We start from the raw sequence: 22751 nt of genomic DNA, 5'->3' as shown, positions 1-22751 counted from the left end.
TATTCTGTCTGATTTTCTCACCCTTCGGGCGAGCCGGGTGCACTCATCTGCCGCGTTATCAGAGCTTTGAGGTAAACCACTACATCTTCAGCTCTGATGCCTTGCATATGAGCGCACCCAACTCGTGAAATATCCGGGTTAGGCGCGTCTTCCATGCAGGAAGACGCGCCTTTTTTGTTTGAAGAAATCGCCCACCTTACGATTTTTTTCCAGCCCCTCTCTTTTACGACAACGTGGTTGATCCTTTTCGCGCTTGATGACTGGCTTGATTCGCAGTTGATAATCGGCGCGATATGGTATAAATAAGGTGTGTTATCTTTTGCTGTGATGGGCGAGAAATACTGCTGCCGCCATGTCGTTGAACAGGAGGTGTTATGTCTGAGACACTACCCCTGAAGGATCCTGGTTTTTCCCATGTGACCCTTGAGACCCTGCCACGAATTTTTTCCCTTCGAGAGGCTCATTTCAGAAGCGAGACCGAGGTCTGTATCGAGCGTGCCCGCTGGATCACCGATTATATGAAGAATCTGAGGCCCAATGGGGAGCCGATGATTGTCTCCAGGGCGCGGGCGGTGAACCATTATCTCGGCCACCGGGATCCCCATTTCCCTGACGACAACCTTCTGGCCGGATCCACCACTTCCAAAGCGCTGGGGGCGCCCCTTTACCCCGAACTTCTGGGGCTGATGGTCTGGCCGGAACTGGAGACAATCAGTGAACGGAAGATCAATCCTCAGAAGCTCTCCAGGGAGGATGCCGCCTGCTGCAATCTCGAAATTTTTCCCTTTTGGATGGATCGCACCGTCCTGGAAGTGACCCGGAAAAAATTTGAGAATCCCCTCTCCCTTCAGCTGATGGAAAAAATTGTTTTTTATATGAATGGAAAGGCGGGGTGCATTTCTCATTGTGTGCCCCATTTTGAGACCGCCCTTGAAAAGGGGGTGTCCCATATTATTGCCGAAGCCAACCACCGGGAAAAGAGTGCCGCTGATGCGATGGGAAAAGATTTCTATCGAGCGGTTCAGATTGCCATGGCAGGGATCATCGCCTATGCCGCACGCCTCTCCGAAGCCGCCGGAAAACGGGCCGAGACCGAGGCGGATCCCCTGCGCAAAAAAAATTACCAGGAGATGGCCGAGATCTGCTCCCGGGTTCCTTCCAAGCCGGCACGGACCTTTCGGGAGGCCGTGAACAGTCTCTGGCTCTGTCAGGTGGGGATTCATGCCGAAAATATTAACATGGCCATGAGTCCCGGACGGCTGGACCAGATCCTTTATCCCTGGTACCGACGCGACGTGGCAGAGGGGCGGCTCACGCCGGAGGAGGCTCTGGAACTCGGCTGTTGTCTCTGGTTGAAACTGTCAGACAACACCAACCTGGTGCCGGAGACGGCCGAAAAGCTTTGGGGAGGAGCCGGGTCGACGCCGGCGGTGACCTTAGGGGGGGTCGGACGTGATGGCGAAGACGCCGTGAACGATCTTTCCTACATTTTTTTAAAGGTGACCGAGCTGATGCGGCTGAGGGATCCCAGCGTCAATGCCCGGTACCATGTGGAAAAAAACAGCCGGGCGTATCGGGACCGGGTCTCGGAAGTGGTCATCCACACCAAGGCGATTCCCGCTTTCCATAATGACGTGGCCGCCATCGAGACCCTGATGAATCAGGGAGTGATCGAGGCAGATGCCCGGGATTATGCCATTGTGGGGTGCGTGGAGCTGGCCAGTGCCGGGCGGGATTTCGTCTCCTCCTCCTCCATTATGTTTAATCTGGCGGCGGCCATGGAGATGACATTAAAGGACGGCAAACGCGGGGTGACCGCTGACGCGCAGATAGGACCGCGGACGGGAGATCCCTGTAGCTTTACTTCTTTTGAGGCCTTTTGGGAGGCGTTTAAAACCCAGTTGAAGTGGCTCCTCGAACAAGCCATCGAGCTTAACGAGCACTTTGGGCATGTCCATCAGGAAATTTTGCCCAGCCCACTCCTCTCCGGGCTTTTTAAGGGACCCATGGAGAAGGGGATGGATTTGGTGTTCGGGGGGGCGCGATACAACTCCTCTGGGGGAAGCCATGTGGCCTTTCCAGATGTATGCGACAGCTTGAATGCCATCGAGTATGGGGTCTTCAACGAGAAACGATTGACCATGGCTGAGATGGTGGACGCCATGACGCATAATTTTGAGCTCCCGGGTCAGGAGGTCCTTCGCCTCTGGCTGGCCAATCGGATTCCTCGATTCGGCACGGATGCCCCGGTGGCTGTGAAAAATGCACAAAATCTTGTGCGGTTTATTTACGATGTTTACCAAGAACACATCAACTACAGGGGAGGGCGCTATCGGCCCGCCTACTGGACGATGACCACCCACGCCGGCCAGGGGCAGCTGGCCGGGGCGTTGCCCAACGGGCGCAAGGCCCACGAGCCTTTTTCCAGTGGGATTACCCCGGCTTCCCAGGCCGCTCCAAGCCTTACCGAAGCCTTTCGTAACGTGGCCTGTCTCTCTGGCGAGTGCATTCCGGGAGGAGAAGCACTGAACATGAAATACTCGCCTCTTCTGGCCGGGGAGGATGTCGGCGTTTATACGGATCGGTTCGGAAGCATGGTGGATGCCTATTTTCGCGAAGGGGGGCTTCAGGTGCAGTTTAATGTGCAGACCTACGAGCGGCTTCGGGCGGTGAAGGACAACCCCTCGCTGGATCCAGAGATGCTTGTGCGTGTGTCTGGATACTCTGCTTATTTTCGGGATCTTTCGGAGGCCATGAAAGAGGAACTCATTACCCGCACTCAGTACGATCTTACCAGCGGCCGGGCCGTGCCCCTGCCTTTGTCCTCACGGGAGAGAACCCATGAATTTTTTTAAACGCCGGCTGATTGAGCACCGGGTGAAAGGGGCTGTTTCCGAGATGAACTCTCGGGCCATGGACCTCTTTCTTGAAACCTTGTTGAGGATTATGCGGTTGGCTTTGATTCTGGACAGAGGGTATCGGAAAAACATCGAAGGGTTTCAGGGACGTTATGCCTTTGCGAGTCGTGACGGCGGTATCGCCGCTTCGGCGCTTTTCGACGGCAACCGGATGAAGGTGAAAAATCGTCTCGTGGATCACCCGGATATCACCATCGAGTTTAAAGATGGCAAGGCCCTGAGGCGATGTCTCTTCAGTGAAAACCCGGATATTATCGCCGCCATTCTGGACAATGAGGTCTCTTATACGGGCAACCTCAACTACCTGGCTAAGTTTGCCTACATGGCCAAACACCTTCAGTTGACCTTTGCCCTTTAGCCCGGATATTTCATGAGAAAACAATCAGGAATAAGGAATAATCAGTAATTACAGTTCTTTGTAGTAATATTTTCAGTCGTTTCAAAAACACAAAATGTAATTCACGGTATTCTGTCTGATTTTCTCACCCTTCGGGCGAGCCGGGTTAGGCCTGCGCGCATCATTTTTTAGAATAAACGGGCACCGGGTGCCCCCAAAGCGTCCCTTTTCATCGTGATTAAAAAGGGGCGCTTTTTCTGTGGTGTGGATGAATCCGCTTGCCTGAACCTTATGGCTTTTTCGGCGGGTTGATGCGTTGGGGGGCGAGGTGTTTCTCCATGATCGAAAAAAGAGTGGCCTTGTCGAAGGGTTTGCCTAAAAAATCGTCGCATCCGGCCTCCATGGCTTTTTGTCTGTCGGCTCCAAAGGTACAGGCGGTCAGGGCGATGATGGGGGTTTGGGACCCTTCCCGGGTGGATTTGATATGTCTCGTGGCGTCAATTCCGTCCATGATCGGCATTTTCAAATCCATGCAGATGAGATGGGGCTGGGTGCTTTGAAATTGTGCAATGGCTTCTTTGCCGTTGGCGGCACAGGTCACCTGATACCCCGAGGCGCTGAGAAGACGTTTCAGGAAAAGGCGGTTGGTGGCGTTGTCATCCACCACAAGGATGCGTCGGGTCTCTTCTGGGGGAGAGCTGCTTTCAGGCCATGGCTCTTCCGAAGCCCGGGGAGATGCCGCCATGCGCCGGGTATGAAGGGTAAATCGGAAAATAGAGCCCTTTCCCAGGGTGCTTGTGACGGTGATGTCGCCTCCCATGAGCCGTGCCAGCTCACGGCAGATGGTGAGACCGAGGCCGGTTCCCGTTCCGGTGTGGCGAATGTGTCTCCCCTGGGCAAAGGGGTCGAAGATGTCGCTCAGCTCGTCGGCGGGGATGCCAAGCCCGGTGTCTGTGACCTGAAAAGAGAGCTCCAGGTATTCTTTCCCCTCCCGGCGTGTGCGCTGGCTGATGTCGAGGTGAATGTCTCCTTCGGCCGTAAATTTCAAGGCGTTACTGAGCAGGTTCATCATCACCTGGCGGATGCGAAGCCGATCGCTGAGGATGAACACGGGGAGCCCTTCCTGCCAGGTGCATTGAAACCCGATTCCTTTCTCTTCCGCCTGGTGCCTCATGACCTGGATTAAAGCATCCAGTGCGTTTTGCAGGTGAAAGGGGGCCTCTTCTATGGTGATGCTGCCGGCTTCGATTTTGGAAAATTCCAGAACATCGTTGATCAGCCCCAGGAGGTGTTCCCCGCTTTTGAGGATGATCTCCAGGCTCTCCATGTGATGGGCCGGGAGATCGCCGTCTTGTTTTATCAGCCCTGAAAAACCGATGATGCCGTTTAACGGGGTTCGCAGTTCATGGCTCATGTGGGCAAGGAAGGTGCTTTTTGCGCGATTGGCGGCTTCGGCTTCCTCTTTGGCCCTGGAGAGCTGGGCGGTCCGTTCACGGACTTTCTGTTCCAGAAGAACCCGTGATTGGCTCAGGGCATGCTCGACTTTCCGGCGGTTGGTCAGGTGAATCAGGAGCAGGCAGACTCCCGTGGAGATGAGGAGGATGTAGGCACTGACCAGCCACACCAGGGTTTTGTAGGTGGTGTAAAAAGAGAAGGGACGATTGATGACGGTGTTGCCTTCGGGAAGGAGGCGCTCCGGGATGCCGAAACGCTGGAGTTGTTCGTAGTCGAAGAGGTTTCGATTGGTCCCTTGTCTCACCACGGGGATGTCATGGGGCGGGGTACCGGCCAGAATTTTTTTTGCCAGGCCCACCGCCTGTTCTCCCTGGCTGGTCCCGTTAATGAGGTTGCCCCCCACCATGCCCTGGCCGAGGTAAAGATCGAGGAGGCCATAGACAGGAACGGGTGAAGCGCGGGAGATGCGCTGCATGCTCTCCTGTTCGGGGAAAAATCGGTTGTCTGCATCCTTGAAATAGACCCCCATAAGGACCAGGGCGGTTTTAGGGAGACGGGAAAGCCGTGCCTCCAGTGTTTTCATGGGGAGGTCGGGGAGGTAGCGGATGTTCAGCCGGTCTTTAAAGGGCCGCATCTGTTCACGGATGGTTTGGGCCCAGGCGATTCCCGTGGGGAGGTGGTCGTTAAGGATATAGAGGTCGGTGGTTCGAGGGTGGATGGATAGGGCGATGTCAAGGGTTCGGGCGGCATCGAAGGTTTCGGCCACGCCGGTGAAGAGAGGCAGGGCTTCAATCTGCGCCGGCTGAAAGAAGTTGACCCCACAAAAGACCACCGGCGTCTTGGGGAACAGGTCGGCCTGGTGGGCTCGCATGAAGTCATAGGCGTTGTTGTCGCAGGCGATGACGAGGTCCATGGGGCGGTGGGCGAATTTGCGCCGGAAAAGGGTCAGGAGCTGTGTTTTATAGGCTGCGTTGAACGGGGTCCGTTTGGTGTCCATGTGTTCGACGTGGAGATCCACGGGGTTGGGGAGTTCCTGAAATCCTTTTTGGATGGCGTGATAAATCTCGTCCTCCCAGATCAGGCTTTGGTGGTAGGAGAAGAGGAGCATCACCCGTAGGGGGCGGGGGTCGGCTGTCCCCTCCTCGGCGTAGAGCCGGGAAGGCAGAGAACACAGCAGGAGGATGACCCACACGAGGCTCCATGACATGACACGGAACCGGGGGGTGAGGATGGGGGACCTCATCGAGGGGCTGTGGGTTGAGGGGAGCATGGCGTTACGTACCTCAGGGTTAGGCGTTTGCCGTTTGTCTGAAGGGGAGGCGCTTGAGGAGGCGGTGTGGGAAAGAGAGCGGATGGGGAGTGCCGGCGAAGACGATTATTTTCCTTATTATATACCATGATTCGCGTGACGACGGAACCATGGTGGCATGCGGACACGGGGGCCTTGAGGGGGCGGGGAGGTATTTCATGAGAAAGCCGTTGACAGGGGCGCCGATCACCGACTACTTAAGAGCCAGTGACTGAAAAACACCCGGCGATTCGGACAGGATATCCGCTCCCCGGCTTTTTCAGAACTGGAACCGTGGGGTGGCTGCCCGGGCGCTTGATGCGTTGACGGCAGCCTGAGATGATACCCGTTGAACCTGATCCGGTTAATTCCGGCGTAGGGAACTGGATTCCGCCATCCCACCCCTTTTATTGATGGCTCTGCAACACACCCTGCGGTGAGGCTTTTGGGTGTTCTTTTGCGAGTCTGTCTACATTCACAGAAAAAAATGAGGTTGACCATGATGAAACGAGTGATGCTGGCCGTGCTGTGCCTGTGCCTGGCCACGCTGCCTGCGTATGCGGGGAACCGGGAGACGGACGGAAAACTGGTGATTTATACCTACGACTCCTTTGCTTCGGAATGGGGACTCGCGCCCAAGGTGATTCCCGCCTTTGAAAAGGTGAGCGGGCTGAAGGTGGAGCTGATCTCTGTTGGAAGTTCCGGCCAGGTGCTCCAGCGCGCCATGCTGGAAAAAGATCACCCCAAAGCCGATGTGGTGATCGGTATCGATAACAATCTTCTGGCCAAAGCCAGGAAATCAGGGGTCCTTTCCCCCTATCGTTCCGCAGGACTCGATCGGGTGCCCGAGGCCCTTCGCTTTGACCCTGAATGTCAGGTGACGCCTTTTGATTACGGTTATTTCGCGATGATTTATGACAGCGAGGTCATCAAGAATCCCCCCCAGAGTCTCGAAGATTTGACCTCTGACGCCTATAAGAAATCCGTCATTCTGATGGACCCCCGTACCTCAGGTCCCGGTCTGGGTTTTTTCCTCTGGACCGTCTCGGTGTACGGCGAGGATTTCGCCGATTACTGGACGCGCCTGGCCCCTTCCATTTTAACCATCACCGACAGCTGGAGCTCCGGGTACGGTCTCTTTACCAACGGCGAGGCCCCCCTGGTGTTAAGTTACAGCAGCAGCCCCGTGTATCATGTGGCCTTTGAGAAGAGCTCGCGTTACAAGGCGGCGGCGTTTAAAGAGGGACACTACATGCAGATCGAAGGGGCAGGTATCCTGAAAGGGGCCCCTCATCGCAAGGCGGCCGAAGCCTTTATCGATTTTATGCTCTCCGAGACCTTTCAGCGGGAGATCCCCCTGACCAACATCATGTTTCCAGCAAGCAGCGCGACCCCTCTGCCTGAGAGCTTCTCCCATGCGGTGAAGCCTGAAAAGAGCCTCCAGCTCTCGCCTGAGGTGATCATGACGAAAAGCGAAGGGTGGCTCTCTACCTGGGTGGGCGCTGTTTCCAAATGACCCCTTCTTCGCACAAAGGGTGGGGGATGCGGCTGCTCTGGCTTGTGCCCGTGGTCCCGACCTTAATTTTATTTTATCTTCCCCTTTCAGTGATCCTTGCAGAGGCCCTGAAAGGGGGAGAGGGTCCCTCTCCCTTTGTGCGGCTTTTTTCAAACCCCTACACCTTTCGGGTGATTGGGTTTACCCTCTGGCAGGCCCTCGTCAGCACGGGGGTCTCCCTGATGCTGGGCTTGCCGGGGGCCTGGCTGCTGGGGCGGGCGACCTTTCCCGGCAAACGGCTTTTAAAAGCCCTTACCGCCATTCCCTTTGTGCTGCCTTCCATTCTTGTGGTTCTCGCCTTCGTGATTTTTTATGGCAACAGCGGGGTGTTGAATCGGTTTGCCATGGGGGTGTTTGATCTGAAACGGCCTCCTTTTCCCATTCTCTACTCTTTTTCTGCCATTGTCCTGGCCCACGCCTTCTACAATTTTCCCCTGGCCGCCCGGCTCATCGGGGGGTTCTGGGAGCGCCATAACGACGGGCCGGCTCTGGCCGCCCGGACGTTGGGGGCAGGGCCTGTCCGGTGTTTTTTGACCGTCACCCTGCCCGGACTTCTGCCCGCCATTTTTTCAGCGGCGGGGCTCATCTATCTTTTTTGTTTTATGAGCTTTGCCGTGGTGCTGGTTTTGGGGGGCGGGCCCCGTTACACCACCATCGAGGTGGAGATTTACCGTGCTGCCCGCATCAGCCTCGACCTGGATATGGCGGCGGCCCTTGCCGTGGTCGGGGCGGGGCTCACCCTGTCCATGCTCTGGATCACTGTGAAGATGCAGCATCGAGCGAGCCACGCCGTGCGGGGTCAGGCTTCACGGCGGGGCACCCTGCGCCTGTCAGGGAAGGCCCGTATTTTTTGGGGCTTTTACATTCTGCTGGTGGTCTTGGTGGTGGCCTCTCCCCTTGTGGCGCTCGTGGTGCGTTCCTTTCTGGCGCAAGTCAGTCGGTCCGGGCCATTGGTCTGGACCCTGAAGTGGTACGATGTCCTTTTTACAGAGAGTGGCTCTGCCCTCTCTCTGATGGCGGTGAAAAACAGCCTTGTGTTTGCCAGCTTGACGGTTTGTGCAGCGCTTCCCCTGGGCATGGCGGCCGCCTGGGTGACCACCCGGAGTCAAGGGGTGTGGGCTCGGTTCACCGAGACCGCCATGATGCTTCCCATGGGGGTCTCCTCCGTGGTGCTGGGCCTGGGCTATTTTAAGTGTCTGGCCCTTTTTTTCCCCGACTACAGCGGAAGTCGCGCCGCGGTGGTGGCGGCTCATGTGGTGGTGGCTTACCCCTTTGTGCTTCGGTCCGTGTCTGCCTCCCTGAAACGGATCAGCCCCTCGTTGCCGCAGGTGGCCCGTACTTTAGGGGCCGGTCCCTTTCAAACCTTTCTCACCGTGGAGCTGCCTTTGATTCGTTCCGGCCTGGTGGGGGGCGCCTGTTTTGCTTTTGCCCTCTCCATGGGGGAGATCAACGCGACGTTGATTTTAGCTCGCGCAGACACCATCACCATTCCCCTGGCCCTGTATCGGCTCATCGGGGCCTATCGTTTTTTTGCTGCCTGCGCCCTGGGGACGCTTCTCATGGGGCTTTGTGTGGTCTGTTTTCTTTTACTTGAATGGATGGGAGGAGAGAGTCTTGACCCTGAACGTGAATGATCTGTTTCGTCGCTATGGTGATTTTCAGCTGCGGGTGAATCTCACCGTGAGCAAAGGGGAGTTTCTCTCGGTCATTGGCCCGTCGGGCTGCGGGAAGTCGACCCTGCTTCGTATGGTGGCGGGGTTGGAATCAGCCGATGCCGGGAGCATCGATTTGAATGGGCGGGAGATTTCCCATGAACCTCCGGAGAAACGCGGCATCGGGATGGTGTTTCAGGATTACGCCCTTTTTCCCCATATGTCGGTTGCTGAAAACGTGGCGTATGGGTTGAAGTTGAGAAAGGTGGGGAAGAAAGACCGGGAGAGCCGGGTACGAGAGCTCCTGGCGCTGGTCCGGCTGACGGACAAGGCCGACGAGTTTCCCGCCACCCTCTCCGGTGGGGAGCAGCAGCGGGTGGCCCTGGCCCGGGCCATCGCCCCGAACCCTTCTGTGCTGCTTCTCGATGAGCCCCTGTCAGCCCTCGACGCGAGACTTCGCATCGATCTGCGGCGAGAGATCAGGGAGGTGCATGATCGCCTCTCGCTCACCACCCTTTACGTCACCCATGACCAGGAAGAGGCCTTGACCCTTTCCGATCGCATTGCCGTGATGAAAGGTGGGGAGATTCTTCAAACCGGGACCCCGAAGGGGTTGTATGAACGCCCCGGTCACCTTTTTACCGGCATGTTTCTGGGGCTCTCCAACACCCTTGCCGGGCGTGTGGAGCAGGGCTGGTTTGTGACGGACAGTGGAACGCAGGTGGTGCGGTGGGGCGGGCCTGATGGGCCGGGGACTCTTTTTTTCAGGCCCCATCATGTGGTGCTGCATGAGAGTCCGTCTGGTATCGGGCTCTCCTTTGTGGTGAAGCGGGTGGAGTATTGCGGGGCCTGGACCCTTGTTCATGTGGTCTCCGGTGCCCATCGGGTGATTGTGTTTGAAGCGCGGGATACCCTGTGGGAAGAAGGGCGATCGGGGCGGTTGGAGGTCCTTCCGGGCGAGGGGCTTTTTTTCCCGGGGTTAACGTGAGTTCAGGACGGGTGTCCCTTCTCCTTGAGATATCTGGCGAGGGTTTGGTCGGATTTCGCCACATGGGTGTTCCACCAGTGCCTCAGAAAGGTGAGCATTTTATCTGAGAGATCTTCCTTGCCTCTTTCGTAATCCCCCATAAAATTGTGGATGCATTTCGTGAATTCCTCATGTTCCTCATAGTGTTCAAGGGCATGGGGGTAGTGGCTCTCCGTCATGTGATTCTCTTCGGTGCGAAAATGGGTCTGGGCAAAGGCCACAAGTACCCGGAGGAGGTCGATAAGCTCTTCCCGCGGTCCGTGGTTGCGTTTATGGCCGATGAGACGGTTGATGAGCAGAAAGAGATTGCGGTGCTGATCATCGATCTCGTCGATATGAAACAGCAGGTCATCGCTCCATTCTATGGGCGTTTCCATAGGAACTCCTGGGTTGATTTGCGCTTGGGGTCTGTCTTCAGTCTGCCGGATTCGCCTTAAAATGCCGGGCATATTCCATGTCGGAGATGGAGACATGGTTCAGCCACCAGTGGTTGAGAAATTCAAGCATCTCCAACGACAGCCCCCTTTTGTTTGATTTGCAGTCCTGGATAAACAGGTCCACCTTTTTCATGTAGGCGAGGTGGGCCTGGTTATGCTGGATGAAATGGGGAAAATTCAGGTCGACCAGGAGATTCTCCTCGGTGGTGAAGTGGGTCCCGGAGTAGTCCACAAGGCGTCCGATCAGACTCAGAATTTTTTCCGGTTCGGCCTGTTGATTATGCTCTGTGATGAGATCGTTGATGATGGCAAACAGGGTCTGGTGTTGCTGATCGATCTCGGGGATGTTGACCGAAATTTTTTCGGTCCAGACCAGAGGGGTGGTCATGGGGCACCTCATGGCATTGACCGGGTTACAAGCAGGGTGGGAGCCGTGGGGCCGAGCCTGCTGTTCACCGGGGCTTCGTCTGAAGGTTTAACATCTAAACACGGTCCGATGATTTTTCAGGGCCGGTATCGCTGTTCGGCCTTCTTCCAATGGGCCAATCCGTCAAAGACACCCTCCACATAGACTTTTCGTTTGTTGTGATAATCCAGATAATAGGCGTGTTCCCAGAGGTCGATGGTAAACAGCGGGGTCAGCCCCTGGGCGATGGGTGTGTCGGCATCGGAGGTGGTGATGATGCGAAGTGTCTTTTTGTCTTTGACCAGCCAGACCCAGCCACTGCCGAAATGAGAGAGCGCCGTCTCAATAAAGGCAGAGCGGAACCCTTTCCATCCGTTGAACTCGCGGTTGATGGCCTCGGCCAGTGGACCCGCGGGCCGTGCCCCGCCCTTTGGGGTAAGGCTACCCCAGAAAAAGGCGTGATTCCAGGCCTGGGCGGTGTTGTTGTAGAGCGCTTCGTATTTGTTCTTTCCTCGCGTTGCCGAGAGAATCTTTTCCACACTTTTTCTTTTAAACCGGCTTTTTTCGATGAGCGCATTTGCCTTGATCACATACCCGGCGTGGTGTTTTCCGTAATGCAGGGAAAGGGTTCGGGCAGAGATGATGGGCTCCAGGGCGTCTCTGGCCCAGGGCAGGGGGGCCAGGGTGAGGGCCGGGCCTTTGGGTTCGGGGGCGCATCCGACGATGAAGAGAAGGGAAACAACGAGACACAGGGCGACCGCATAGGAAAAATGACGGGTGTGTGGGGGACGGCCTGATGAAAATGTTGGCATGGCATGACCTCATGGGTAAGGCGTCGCGGTTGGAAGAGGGGCGATGATATTTCTCGGGGTAGGGGAAAGGATTTGATATGTCACTACATACTACCTGAGGTGGCGCGGATCTGCAAGCCGCTTTCGCGGGGGTTCACTCCACCGCCGGAGACCGTTTGTTCTGGCCTGGCCTCAGGCTTAACCAGACGAAGTGGGCCAGGCCTGCGGCCATGATGAGTCCGCCCATGGGGAAGGCGTAGCGGAGTTCCAGGAGATCCATGGTGACCCCGGCGATGAGAGAGCCCAGGAGCATGCCGAGGCTGTGGGCCATGGTGAGCAGGCTCATGACGGAGCCGAGGCTCCCGGTGTCCCGGCCTCGCTCCACGGCCAGGGCCGAGAGGGCCGGAAGGGAGGTGCCGCCCCCGAGACCGAAGACCACCACGGCGGCAAGCAGGCTGTAAAAGCCGGTGGCTTGATAGCAGAGGAGCATGGAGAAGACGATAAAAAGGCCCCCCAGCACCACCAGACATTCCCGGTTCCATCGGTCGGCCAGGATCCCCATGGGGACGTGGAGAACGCCACCGGCCAGGACCATCATCATGACAAGGGTGCCGGTCTCAGCGCTGCCCAGGCCGAAGGAGGCGTCGACATAAAGTGGCAGAAAGCACCAGAGCATCCCCACGCAGGTGGTGTACACCAGCCTGAAGGAGACCAGGGCGACAAGGGAGCGGTCTTTGAGAAGGCCCATGACGGCAATGCTTTCGCTCTGGGAGGTGGCTTTTTTCTCTTCCGCCACCGGTGGAAGAAAGACCAGGGCCATGGAAAAAGCAATCATGGCGAGGGCTCCCATGCCGAGGAAGGCGGCGTCGAGGCCGTAGAGGCGATTGATGAACCCTCCCATGAAGGGGCCCATACTGAGGCTTAAGAACATGGCCATGCTGAAGAGGCCCATGTAAAAGCCCTCTTTCCCTTTGGGGGTGATCTCTCCGACATAGGCCTGGGCCACGGGCATGATCATGCCGGAGGCGATGCCCTGAAGAAACCGGAGGCCGATCAGGGTCCCCACCGAGTTGGAGAGCATAAACCCCAGGGAGATGAGAGCGTAAAAGAAGAGGCCGGGAATAATAAAGGGTTTGCGTCCGATACGGTCCGAGGTCTTGCCGCACCAGGGAAGAAAGAGTGTCCGTGAGATGGAGAAGGCCCCGAAGATCATGCTGATGTAAAGGCCGCTGGCCCCTAAGTCCCGGGCGTAGACGGGCAGCAGGGGGATAACGATCCCCACCCCTGTCACCGCTGAAAAAATGGACATGAAAAGGGTGATAAAAATTTTTCGCTCTTGGGGGTTCATGGGCGGGACATCCCTTGATCCCTTTGGGCCAGACGATTGATACCGTGGATGAGATGGGAAAAGGCTTCGGTTTCGGTGACGCCCAAGCGCATGCGGTTGCTGATGTCATACACCCCACCCTGGCTCTGGGAATGTTCACCATGCATGCCGCGGACCTGAAGCCCTAAGGCCTCGGCGCTCTTTTTAAGCGCCGCTTCGTCCCTGGCGAGGCCCGTCAGGGTCATGTGCACGCTGGCCCGCATGGCGGTCCCCAGGTTGGTGGGGCAGCTGGTGAGAGACCCCAGCTGTGGGTGGGTGAGGAACACAAGGTGACGGGAGAGGGCGCTGACTCCCTTTGCAAGACGTCGGAACACCGCCGTCATGTCGCCCCCTTTTTTCAGGGCGATGATGCGCAGCTGGTCTTCTTCGTTCACCCAGACGCTGAAGGTTTCGTCCCGGGAGAGGAAGAGGCCTCGGGCCTCGGGCCAGTCGCGCATGATCCCTGCCGAGGTGAGAAAACGATCTTCGGATTTGAAAAGCAGGTGACGCGCAACCAGATCGTCACGGAGGGCGTCATCCATGACGGACAGGGGCAGATAGGTCCCTTGCAGGGCCTCGGGCAGGTGGGTCAGCGCCGCCTGGATGCGGCGTGCCACGTCCAGGCGTTCAGAGGCAGAGATGGCCGGCCCCAGAGGAAATCCTGCCAGGTTGCGTCCCACCCGCACCCGGGTGGAGACAATGCGGTCCGAGGCATCCCGGCTGAGTTGGGGCAGGGTGCTTAGCGAGAAATCGGAGGCAGGGTGGGAGACGGACGAACCGTGATAGTCGTCTATGATGGGGGTCAGAAGCGGGGCAAAAAGAGTGTAGCTCTCCGCGTCTCCCGCATAGACGCCAACAGAGCTCTCGGGATGCTCCAGCCCGGACCGGATGAGGTCGGCAAGGGTGTATCCCGAGGCCGTCTTCAGATCCTTTAACGCCGCCCATACCGTGTCGGTCAGGTGTTTTTTGAGAAGTGACGTACATCCGTCGGGAAATGTAGGAAACCCTGAATGATCCATGAAATCTTCACCTTTATTGACTCTGTAGCCATCCATCGAAGTGGTCCCCGCAAAAGTCATCTTGTATACCATAGACGAGGGGAAAAAGCATGCTGGAGACATAAAGCCAGGGTCACTGTTCAGAGGTATACGCTGAATCGGTACCCCATGCGCTGCCTGGTTTTTACTTTGGGCCTTCAGAATTTTTGCGGGGGTCATAATCATAGAAGCCAGAAAAGAAATGTGGTAACAAGGGGCTCAAATGTGAGGAAAAGGGGCGAGGCCCCTGATGATATGACGCCAGTGGAGCAGGAGGAGTGATGATCGCCAGAAGAGCCGAGGAGATGACCTCGTTTATTGTGATGGATGTATTGGACCGGGCCAACGAGATGGAGCGCGACGGCGTGGACATCATCCACCTGGAAGTGGGTGAACCCGATTTTGACATCCCGGACTGTGTGAAGGTGGCAGCATGCAAGGCCATCAACGACGGATACACCCATTATACCCACAGCCTGGGGATGATGGAACTTCGAGAGGCGATTTGCGAGTACTATGACGAGACCTACGGGGTCACCGTCTCTCCCCATCGGGTGATGGTGACGCAAGGGACCTCTCCGGCCATTTTTTCTGTGTTTTCAACGATGCTGGAGGCCGGAGACGAGGTGATTATCTCCGACCCCGGCTATGCCTGTTATCCCAACTTCATCAAGTTTGTGGGGGGGGTGCCGGTGAGAGTGCCTGTGACGGAGGAGGATGGGTTTCAGTATCGGGTCTCTGAGATTAAAAAGCGGATGACGGACCGCACCCAGGCCATTTTTCTAAACTCCCCGTCCAACCCCACGGGCAACCTGCTCTCCACGGATCGTATGGAGCGCATCGCAAAGCTGGGACCCGCCATTGTCTCCGACGAGATTTATCACGGCCTGGTCTATGAAGGAGAAGAGCACACCATGCTGGAGTTTACCGACGACGCCTTTGTGCTTAACGGGTTCTCCAAGCTGTACGCCATGACCGGCCTGCGCCTGGGCTACGTCATCGCACCGGAAGCGTACATGCGCCCCTTGCAGAAAATTCAGCAGAACTTTTTTATCTCGGTCAATGCCTCGGCCCAGATGGCAGGGATTGCCGCTCTAAAAGAGGGGAAGGCAGACACCCTTCGCATGAAGGACATTTACAACACGCGCCGGAAGTACATGATCGGACGCTTGAAGGCCATGGGCCTGGGCATCACCGTGGAACCTACCGGGGCTTTTTATGTCTTTGCCAACGTCAAGCACCTCTCCATGGATTCGTACAAACTTGCCTTCGATATTCTGGAAAAAGCCCACGTCGGGGTGACTCCCGGTATTGATTTCGGCGACAATGGCGAAGGCTACCTTCGTTTCTCCTACGCCAACTCCATTGAGAATATTGAGCGGGCCATGGACAGGCTCGAAGCATATTTCAAAGCGCGTGCTTAGCGTTTAAAACCTCGTGAGGGGGAGTCCGTACATCCGAACTCCCACCCCATGACGATCCCCAGCCAATGGGGCAGAAGCATGATGGATCGGGAGAGGTCCAATCCCGCCCCTTCGATTTGATCCGGTATGGCAGATGAATAGGGCCGTGCCGCTGTGACCACGGTGGTGAGCGGCACCGGTGGCGCTTCGGTGGAATCCGGATTGCTCGCTTCACAGCAGTACAGGGGATGGGAGTGGACGTAATGCGTCCGACAGACGTCCGGTCTCATGGGGTAGGCGCTGCACAGGCCCTTGACCAGCAGAGGGCAGCAGGGATCATTTATGGGTCCTGCTGCCGGTTTAACCGAGGGGGACGAGGACGGCCTGCCTGGCCTCGCGCTGTCCCATCTGTGCCATTCCTGCGTTCGCATCCGAAGGTCGTTTGTCTGGTCGGCTGAAAATTCCTGTCTGATATAATGCGCCAGGCCGTGGGCCTCTATGGGGGTTATAAGGACATGGTATCGGCAACAGTAACAGCACCCTGCTTTGCATGTCGGGATGATGCCTTCGTCGCGGCGCAACCGATCCAGTTCGCATGCAGCGGCTTCATCCACAGACGCATACACGCCTTTGAGAAATTTTTCCTGGGCTGTCATTTCAGACCTCGGCTTCGAAGGGTTGAGGATCTCATCTATTAGGGACAGGGCTTGGCAAGGAGAAAAGGGCGCGTCCTTTCGAAGGATTCGCCAACCGGCGTCGGGGCGCGATAAAGCATAATCAAGACGCGAAACAGGCCTGTTCACGGACAGGAAATCCCCATGAAAACGAATTGCGCGCAGATAAATACAGAAGCGCAAAGGAATGGCGCCGTCGCTGAATGGGTGTAGAAAAATAGCGGACAGGGATGCTTAAAGGGTAGGAAGATTCACTATTTTAGTCTTATTTTGACGTATGATCCATGATTTTATTTCAGGTAACCCCTCTATTTGGGTCAACGTAAATCTGAAATATGTATTTAAGACCTGTTTGTTAACCCCGTTTTTATAAGATCAGGCGAAAGTTTAGCCCCCGGCAGGGCCGCCGGAGGCATAAACGGAATCATTCCCTACGATGCCTTCTTTCTCGGCTCTGCGTACATGGCCTCGATGGTCTCCGCATGGCGTATCAGGATATTGCGGCGCTTGAGTTTGGAGGTGGGGGTCAGCTCACCGGCTTTCTGGGTGAGTTGGGCGGGAAGGAGGGTGAACCTCTTGATCTGTTCGACACGGCCCAGGTGCTGGGTATGCTGGGTGATGCGATCCCGGTAGAAGGCGATGACCTTCGGGTGGCACACGAGCGCTTCGTGGGTGCTTTGTCCAAGGCCCAGGGTCTCGGCCAGGGTATCGAGCATGGGGAAGGAGGGGACCACGAGAGCTGAGATGTAGGGCTTCTCGTCTCCAACGGCCACGGCCTGTTCCACGTAAATATCCTCTTTGATGGCGGTCTCGATGGTCTGGGGGGAGATGTTTTTCCCCCCCGCTGTGATGAGGATCTCCTTGATGCGATCGGTGACGCAGACGTACCCTTCTTCGCTGATCTTACCAATATCTCCGGTCTTGAACCAGCCGTCTTCGGTGAGGGTTTCAGCAGAGGCCTCGGGTCGGTTCCAGTACCCGGTCATGAGGGCTGGGCTTTGGGCCTGAATTTCGCCGTCTTCGGCGATACGGACCTCCACCAGGGGAATGGGCTTGCCGCTGGTGCCAAAGCCGATATCTTCCGGCGTGCAGACGCAGATGGGAAAGAGCTCTGTCAGGCCATACCCCACCCCCAGACGAATGCCCGCGTTGACAAAGAAGGCGTTGATCTCCGGGTTCAGAGGCGCACCACCGGAGTGAAAGAATTTTGCACGACCTCCCACCACCTCCCTGATTTTAGACAGGACCAGCTTATCGGCGACGGCATGCTTCAGGCTGAGAAACCCACCGGGATTTTGATGCATCTTGAGCTTTTCGTTGTAGGTTGCCCCTGTCTGCAAAGCCCATCTGAAAAGTTTCTGCTTAAGGGGTGACGCCTTTTGTAGCCCGTCTTGAATCGTTCCGTAAATCTTCTCCCACACCCTGGGGACACTCACCATGTAATGGGGCCTCACCTCGGCAAAGAACTCTTTGACCTGTTTGGTGTCGTGGCAATAGTGGTTTTCTGCCCCCCGCGATAGCATGAACCAGGACCAGCTTCGCTCAAAGACATGGGTTAAGGGCAGAAAGGCAAAGGAGACGTCTTCTTCTCCTACGGGCATGGGGTAGCCGGTTCCGTAGAGGGACGCCAGCAGGTTTTTATGGGTGAGCATGGCCCCTTTGGGAGCCCCGGTGGTGCCGGATGTATAGATCAGGGTGTAGAGATCTGTTGGGCCGGCTTCTATAAGGCGCTTATCCAATTCATTTTGAAACCTTCCTTCCTTGTCTTTGGCCAGAAAATCAGTCAAATAGACACTGCTTGTCCCTGCCTTCAGGGTCACCGCAGGAGAGAACACAACCAGGGTGTGAAGCGTCGTCTCTCCCTCCAGAATCGTCAGCGCTTTGTCGTATTGGGTCTGGTCATTGACAAAAAGCACCCCGATGCCGGCGTCGTCAATAATGTAGGCCGTCTCTTCTGCTGAGTTGGTGGCGTACACCGGCACCGTCACCCCACGTACCGAAAGAATTCCCAGATCCGCCAGGGTCCAGGCCGCGCGGTTTTGAGAAAAAATGCCTACACGGTCCCCCACCCCCACGCCACAGGAAATCAGAGCCCGCGCGATGTGATCCGCCGTCTCCCCCATCTCATTCCATGTATAAGAAATCCAGGTTCCGTCGGCTCGGTCTCTTAACGCAACCTTGGTGCCGAAGGTGGGAATGCGGCGTCGGATCATGCGGGCGATGTGTTGCTCGCTGTGAAGGTAGGCCTCGAACTTAGAATCATGATTGACTGGCATATGTTACCTCGCTGGTAATGTTTGTAATCATCGTTCTATTTTTAGAACAAAGGTACTCCAAATTGGGGCGGAGGGCAAGGGCAGAACGGGGTGAGGTCTTAAGGAAATAGGAAAAAGGGGGAAAGGAAGGGGGCTGTGTTGGTAGGCCGCTAAGGAATAAATCAATGGGGCTCCATTGGGCAGTCTGTGCCGGTGGGAAACCGGGATGACTTTTTCTCTCTGGACTTCGGGCTGGTAGCGTTCGGGCGGGAGAGCGCTGAGCGACTGCAAAAATACCGTGAATTTTTCATCACTATTTAGCTGTTATGAACAGGGGGCTCTGATGGCAATGCTGACGAAACCTCTTGGGGAAAACACGGTGAACGCGGGTTGCCATAGGCCTCATTGGGTTGAATCCTTATCTTTCGAGAACCGCTGCGTTTCGTTTGGTATGACCTTTTTTCGGAGGGAGGAGACACAATGAGGAGGGCTTCCTCGTGTTTATTCAGAGCTGAGCTTTTTATCTCTTATGAGTGATTAATCATGGATTGATCGCAGTTGTTCTTTGGCACTGTAGAAGCACTGAAAAATTTGAAACAGCTTCTCCGGGAAGGAGGTGTCTTGATTATTTCGTCTCCCAATCGGTTGATCACCAGCCCCAGATGCAAGACCCTTCAGCACAAGCCAAAGAATGTATTTCATACCCAGGAGTTTACGATCCCAGAGTTGTCTTCCTGTTTACACGAGGCCGGTTTCAAAGTCGATGAGACGTTATACGGTCAGAAGTATCAACGCTATTTTAAGAACAGATTATTGAAAAATATACACCGAGAGCTTTTTAAACCGGGGCATAAATTGGATGCAGAGGTCACCATTCCACCGAAGAACAAGGCACCGCGGTATTTTATCCTGACGGCATCCTGAGGAAGCACTTCCCTGCAGCGGACGCCGGAGTCTCCAGGGGAAAGGCCAGGCCGATTTGAGGTGGAGTTGTGATGCATTCCCAGGATTTTGTCAAAATGATGGGCCTGCGTCAGGAGTGAAAAGGGAGGCCTCGTTGGGTTATCCGCGTTAAAAATGCGAGATCACAACGCTTCTTTATGTTACACTGTTTCAGGTATTCGGATCCTCTGAGAAGTCATGCAGCTCTCTGAAATGACAACAGATGATGGAGTAAGCCTCGGCTGATTTTAAAGGCTTTTCCGCCTAACGTTTCGGGCGATGACTTTTTACGAACGGATCATTCTTGATAACCTGCCATTCCACGACAAGCCGGGGAGTCATTACGTAACCTGGGACCTTGATCAAAAGGGGATCTTATGAAAGTTGTACTGCATCTTGATTCTGACAAGGAGAGGCGACTTCGCCTGACCCTGAACAACATGAAAAACCTTCTGGGTGCCTTGGAGGGGCGTTCCATTCAGGCAGCTATTGTGGTGAACGGGCCTGGGGCTCAGCAGGTGACGGCGAGTATGGACATGGGGCTTTCAGAGCTGATTCATGCGCTGGCCGCCGAGGGGGTCGATTTTTTTGTCTGTAACAATTCTCTGACGCAGTTCGGGCTTGTGAAAGATGTCTTGCATCCGGCCTTTAAAGTGACCCGCGCAGGGGTCCTCAAGCTGGTGGAGTTGCAGAGGGACGGGTACGCCTATGTGAAGCCCTGACACCCCTTTGTTTAAAAATATGCGCACGAATAAAAAGCCCTGGGCCGGAAACGGCGCAGGGCTTTTGTCATAGGGCCTCAATAGGGATCATTGTGCTTAAAGATCGTATGCACACAAAGTAATCACGAAAGATCTCTGAGGAGTCGCTTCAGCAGCACTCGTTCTTCAAGGCTCAAATTATTCATGGTCTCTTCATTGGCGTCAGCCCGGACCGAAATGAGGTTGTTGACGATGCTGGCATTTGCCTGATCCGTCAGGAGGATACGCTGGACACGGCGGTCATTTTCGTCGCTTTTCTTGGTGATCCAGCCCCCGTCGATCAAACGATCGAGAACGCCTGAGACGGTGGCGTTATCCAGAACCAATCGTTGGCCTATTTCGCTGGCGGTCAGGCCGTTGTTTTCATAAATGGCTCCGAGGACCAGTCCCTGAACCGTGGTAAGGCCAAACGCTTTCATGCGTTTTTTCAGGTTTTTCTGCGCCTTTTGGTTGGCTTTTGCCAGAAGAAAGACGATGCATTCGTTGTATGTCATGTGGGTTTCCGTTGGTCAGGTGTGATGAACTCGCCAAAGCCGGTGCACACCCAAGGCGACGGATATTCTGGTTCATGCAGCGAAGCAGTTTTGTGTCGGAGGTATGGAAAGGTTATCTTTTGGCTTTCGGAAGAGTCCCAAGATTAATTTGTGCGCAAAGTATCCCGCAAACTCTGTACCTGTCAAGGGAAATGTCAGAGGGATTGCAGAAGATTAAAGAAGCTTCGGGGGGATGGGGTCCCCGTTCTTTGTTTGATTCTTCTGCCACACTGGAAATCAGGGAGGATGATGCGTCTGGTTTCTTGGTGCGTGTCAGAGGGTGCAAGGCGTGGCCGTCATCTGTTTTTTATGGGCCACACCTTGCCTCGGTGTGTGGCTATCCCGGATATTTCACGAGTCGAGTGCTTCCATATTCAAGGCATCAGAGTTGTCGATGTAGTGGTTTATCTCAATGCACTGATAACGCAGAAGATGGGTGCACTCGGCTCGCCCGAAGGGTGAGAAAATCGAAGAGACCATCGAAAATGATATTTTGTATTTTTCGAACACCTTATTTTATCGCCACAACAGTCTGTAATAAAGCCTCATTCCCTTATGTGTTGCGGTTTCTCATGAAATATCCGGGTTAGAATGCGTAGGTGAGGGTGGTGCCTATGTTGAGGATGGTGCCATCGGCCATAAGGCTGACCGGCCTTTCTCCGTAGCTTTTGTTCAGGGCTTCGCTCTCCCCGTCGATGTGGCGCTTGCCAGGAATGTTGGCGTAGCTGGCTGCGATGTCCAGGGTGAAGGATCCGACCGTGAACCCGGCGCCCAGGGAGAGGGTGTGCTTGTCACCGTCGGGCCAGATAAAGTCGAGGCTTTCATCGGGGACGGGGGTGGGGTCCCAGAGGTACCCGCCGCGCAGGGTGACGGTGGGGTTGATGGTCCACTCCATGCCGAGGCTGTACTTGGTGGTGTTTTCCCAGTGGCGGGGGACGATGAGGGGGCTGGTACCAAAGGTGTCGGGCGTCAGGATTTCGACCTGCTCTTTGTTGATGCCCCATCGTGTCCAGATGGCGTCGGCCTCCACCAGAAGATTTTTTTGGTCTCCCAACCGATAGGCGATACCTCCCTGGACCTGTTCGGGGTGATCGTAGTCCAGACTGACGTTGGCTTTTTTTGAGCCGTTTACCTTGAGGTCGCCTTCCAAATCGACCTGGGTTCGGCTGCGATAGGTCAGACCGAAGGAGAGGCGGTCCGTGGCCTGGTAGAGGGTGCCGAGGTTGTACGAGATATTGAAGTCGTCGACGAGCTTGGCCTCAAAGGGGACTTTATGACTGGCATGAATGAATTCCGCGCCGGTCTCGGACCGTCCGAATGAGACCCCGGCCCCCACGGAAAGTTTATTATTTATTTTGTAAGCCAGGGCGGGGGTGATGGCCACCCTCTGGTAATAAGCTTCGTAGTTGTTGAAAGCGCCGGGGTTTACAGCCGGGTTCTTATCCCAATTGACATGCATCCCCCAGGGGGCATAGAGGGCGATGCCGGCGGAGAATTTTTCGCTGACGGGCATGGCAAAACCGAGGTGGGGGATGATGAGGGTACCGGTGGTGTCGCTGAAATTTGCGCCATCGCAGATCTGGGGGACGGTGTAGTCCGTGACCTCAATGTCGGGTGTGGTGGTGAGCACCCCCGCGGCCAGGGCAGGGGCCTCAGCCCGGGAAAGACCGGCCGGGTTGTGATAGGGAGCAAAGACCGGCGAGGGGGATGCGCTGACAGCGCTGCCCATGGCCGTGGCCCGGGAGCCGATGCCGTAAGTGTCGACCATGCCGGCCTGGGCCAGTGTCACGGAAGAGAGGGTAAGCAGTGCGGTAAGAAGGGACAGGGTTCGTTTCATGGGGCCTCGACGTGCTGATGATGATTGCCTGAGCCGGTTTTTCCGGCGTGTTTTTCTCCTTTTTGTGGATGCCGACG

18 protein-coding genes and 1 riboswitch are annotated in these 22751 nt (G+C 55.9%); of the genes, 8 read left to right on the top strand and 10 right to left on the bottom strand.

Annotated features, from left to right (window positions below):
• Nucleotides 1-374: 374 nt before the first annotated feature.
• Together Q1Q75_RS17305 and Q1Q75_RS17300 are read left to right on the top strand one after the other, a co-directional pair.
• Nucleotides 375-2855: a pyruvate formate lyase family protein gene (locus Q1Q75_RS17305; protein ID WP_300673155.1), complete on the top strand. Its 2481-nt coding sequence runs from the start codon at nucleotides 375-377 to the stop codon at nucleotides 2853-2855.
• Nucleotides 2842-3276, top strand: a complete 435-nt coding sequence (locus Q1Q75_RS17300; RefSeq protein ID WP_300673152.1) for a hypothetical protein — start codon at nucleotides 2842-2844, stop codon at nucleotides 3274-3276. Before Q1Q75_RS17305 ends, Q1Q75_RS17300 begins: the two co-directional genes overlap by 14 nt.
• 268 nt (nucleotides 3277-3544) lie before the next feature.
• Here the strand turns inward: Q1Q75_RS17300 and Q1Q75_RS17295 are convergent, their stop codons facing one another.
• Nucleotides 3545-5917 carry an ATP-binding protein gene (locus Q1Q75_RS17295; protein WP_300673151.1) on the bottom strand — a complete coding sequence of 791 codons (2373 nt, stop codon included), beginning with the start codon at nucleotides 5915-5917 and terminating at the stop codon, nucleotides 3545-3547.
• Between Q1Q75_RS17295 and Q1Q75_RS17290 the strand changes: the two genes are divergently transcribed.
• The 4 genes from Q1Q75_RS17290 (at nucleotide 5916) to Q1Q75_RS17275 (ending at nucleotide 10193) form a co-directional block, all read left to right on the top strand.
• Entirely contained in the window at nucleotides 5916-6110 is a 195-nt protein-coding gene (locus Q1Q75_RS17290) for a hypothetical protein (protein ID WP_300673149.1), read from the top strand. The genes Q1Q75_RS17295 and Q1Q75_RS17290 overlap by 2 nt on opposite strands.
• Nucleotides 6111-6283: 173 nt before the next feature.
• Nucleotides 6284-6399: riboswitch (TPP riboswitch) on the top strand.
• A 98-nt stretch (nucleotides 6400-6497) separates the two neighbouring features.
• Complete coding sequence (locus Q1Q75_RS17285) at nucleotides 6498-7514, top strand: thiamine ABC transporter substrate binding subunit (RefSeq protein WP_300673147.1); 1017 nt, start codon at nucleotides 6498-6500, stop codon at nucleotides 7512-7514.
• The gene (locus tag Q1Q75_RS17280; RefSeq protein ID WP_300673145.1) at nucleotides 7511-9187 is read left to right on the top strand and encodes an iron ABC transporter permease; all 1677 of its coding nucleotides are present in this window, start codon (nucleotides 7511-7513) and stop codon (nucleotides 9185-9187) included. Before Q1Q75_RS17285 ends, Q1Q75_RS17280 begins: the two co-directional genes overlap by 4 nt.
• On the top strand, nucleotides 9168-10193 hold the full coding sequence (locus Q1Q75_RS17275) for an ABC transporter ATP-binding protein (protein WP_300673142.1): 1026 nt from the start codon (nucleotides 9168-9170) through the stop codon (nucleotides 10191-10193). Before Q1Q75_RS17280 ends, Q1Q75_RS17275 begins: the two co-directional genes overlap by 20 nt.
• A gap of 2 nt (nucleotides 10194-10195) precedes the next feature.
• On the opposite strand, the gene Q1Q75_RS17270 is transcribed toward Q1Q75_RS17275, so the two are convergent.
• The 5 genes from Q1Q75_RS17270 to Q1Q75_RS17250 form a co-directional block, all read right to left on the bottom strand.
• Nucleotides 10196-10609, bottom strand: a complete 414-nt coding sequence (locus Q1Q75_RS17270; protein ID WP_300673140.1) for a bacteriohemerythrin — start codon at nucleotides 10607-10609, stop codon at nucleotides 10196-10198.
• A 37-nt stretch (nucleotides 10610-10646) separates the two neighbouring features.
• On the bottom strand, nucleotides 10647-11057 hold the full coding sequence (locus Q1Q75_RS17265; protein WP_300673138.1) for a bacteriohemerythrin: 411 nt from the start codon (nucleotides 11055-11057) through the stop codon (nucleotides 10647-10649).
• 116 nt (nucleotides 11058-11173) lie between these two features.
• Complete coding sequence (locus tag Q1Q75_RS17260; protein WP_300673136.1) at nucleotides 11174-11887, bottom strand: superoxide dismutase; 714 nt, start codon at nucleotides 11885-11887, stop codon at nucleotides 11174-11176.
• Nucleotides 11888-12020: 133 nt separating this feature from the next.
• The gene (locus Q1Q75_RS17255) at nucleotides 12021-13214 is read right to left on the bottom strand and encodes an MFS transporter (protein WP_300673134.1); all 1194 of its coding nucleotides are present in this window, start codon (nucleotides 13212-13214) and stop codon (nucleotides 12021-12023) included.
• A complete protein-coding gene (locus Q1Q75_RS17250; RefSeq protein ID WP_300673132.1) occupies nucleotides 13211-14287 on the bottom strand; it encodes a phosphagen kinase in 1077 nt (358 codons plus the stop codon). Before Q1Q75_RS17250 ends, Q1Q75_RS17255 begins: the two co-directional genes overlap by 4 nt.
• Before the next feature lie 263 nt (nucleotides 14288-14550).
• Here Q1Q75_RS17250 and Q1Q75_RS17245 point away from each other — a divergent pair, with 263 nt between their 5' ends.
• Nucleotides 14551-15693, top strand: a complete 1143-nt coding sequence (locus Q1Q75_RS17245; RefSeq protein ID WP_300673130.1) for a pyridoxal phosphate-dependent aminotransferase — start codon at nucleotides 14551-14553, stop codon at nucleotides 15691-15693.
• On the opposite strand, the gene Q1Q75_RS17240 is transcribed toward Q1Q75_RS17245, so the two are convergent.
• Nucleotides 15690-16328: a YkgJ family cysteine cluster protein gene (locus Q1Q75_RS17240; protein ID WP_300673128.1), complete on the bottom strand. Its 639-nt coding sequence runs from the start codon at nucleotides 16326-16328 to the stop codon at nucleotides 15690-15692. The two genes, Q1Q75_RS17245 and Q1Q75_RS17240, sit on opposite strands and share 4 nt — an antisense overlap.
• Nucleotides 16329-16777: 449 nt before the next feature.
• A complete protein-coding gene (locus Q1Q75_RS17235; protein ID WP_300673126.1) occupies nucleotides 16778-18622 on the bottom strand; it encodes a long-chain fatty acid--CoA ligase in 1845 nt (614 codons plus the stop codon).
• Nucleotides 18623-19920: 1298 nt separating this feature from the next.
• Between Q1Q75_RS17235 and Q1Q75_RS17230 the strand changes: the two genes are divergently transcribed.
• Complete coding sequence (locus Q1Q75_RS17230) at nucleotides 19921-20265, top strand: DsrE family protein (protein ID WP_300673124.1); 345 nt, start codon at nucleotides 19921-19923, stop codon at nucleotides 20263-20265.
• A gap of 122 nt (nucleotides 20266-20387) precedes the next feature.
• On the opposite strand, the gene Q1Q75_RS17225 is transcribed toward Q1Q75_RS17230, so the two are convergent.
• Together Q1Q75_RS17225 and Q1Q75_RS17220 are read right to left on the bottom strand one after the other, a co-directional pair.
• Entirely contained in the window at nucleotides 20388-20798 is a 411-nt protein-coding gene (locus tag Q1Q75_RS17225) for a MarR family transcriptional regulator (RefSeq protein ID WP_300673122.1), read from the bottom strand.
• 625 nt (nucleotides 20799-21423) lie between these two features.
• Nucleotides 21424-22674 carry an outer membrane protein transport protein gene (locus tag Q1Q75_RS17220; protein ID WP_300673120.1) on the bottom strand — a complete coding sequence of 417 codons (1251 nt, stop codon included), beginning with the start codon at nucleotides 22672-22674 and terminating at the stop codon, nucleotides 21424-21426.
• Between the last annotated feature and the right edge of the window lie 77 nt (nucleotides 22675-22751).

Source organism: Desulfoluna sp. (assembly GCF_030145185.1).
In the GTDB taxonomy this organism is placed as follows: domain Bacteria; phylum Desulfobacterota; class Desulfobacteria; order Desulfobacterales; family Desulfolunaceae; genus Desulfoluna.
The sequence above is the reverse complement of the archived record's forward strand: the minus strand, read 5'-3'. Positions and strand labels throughout refer to the sequence as shown.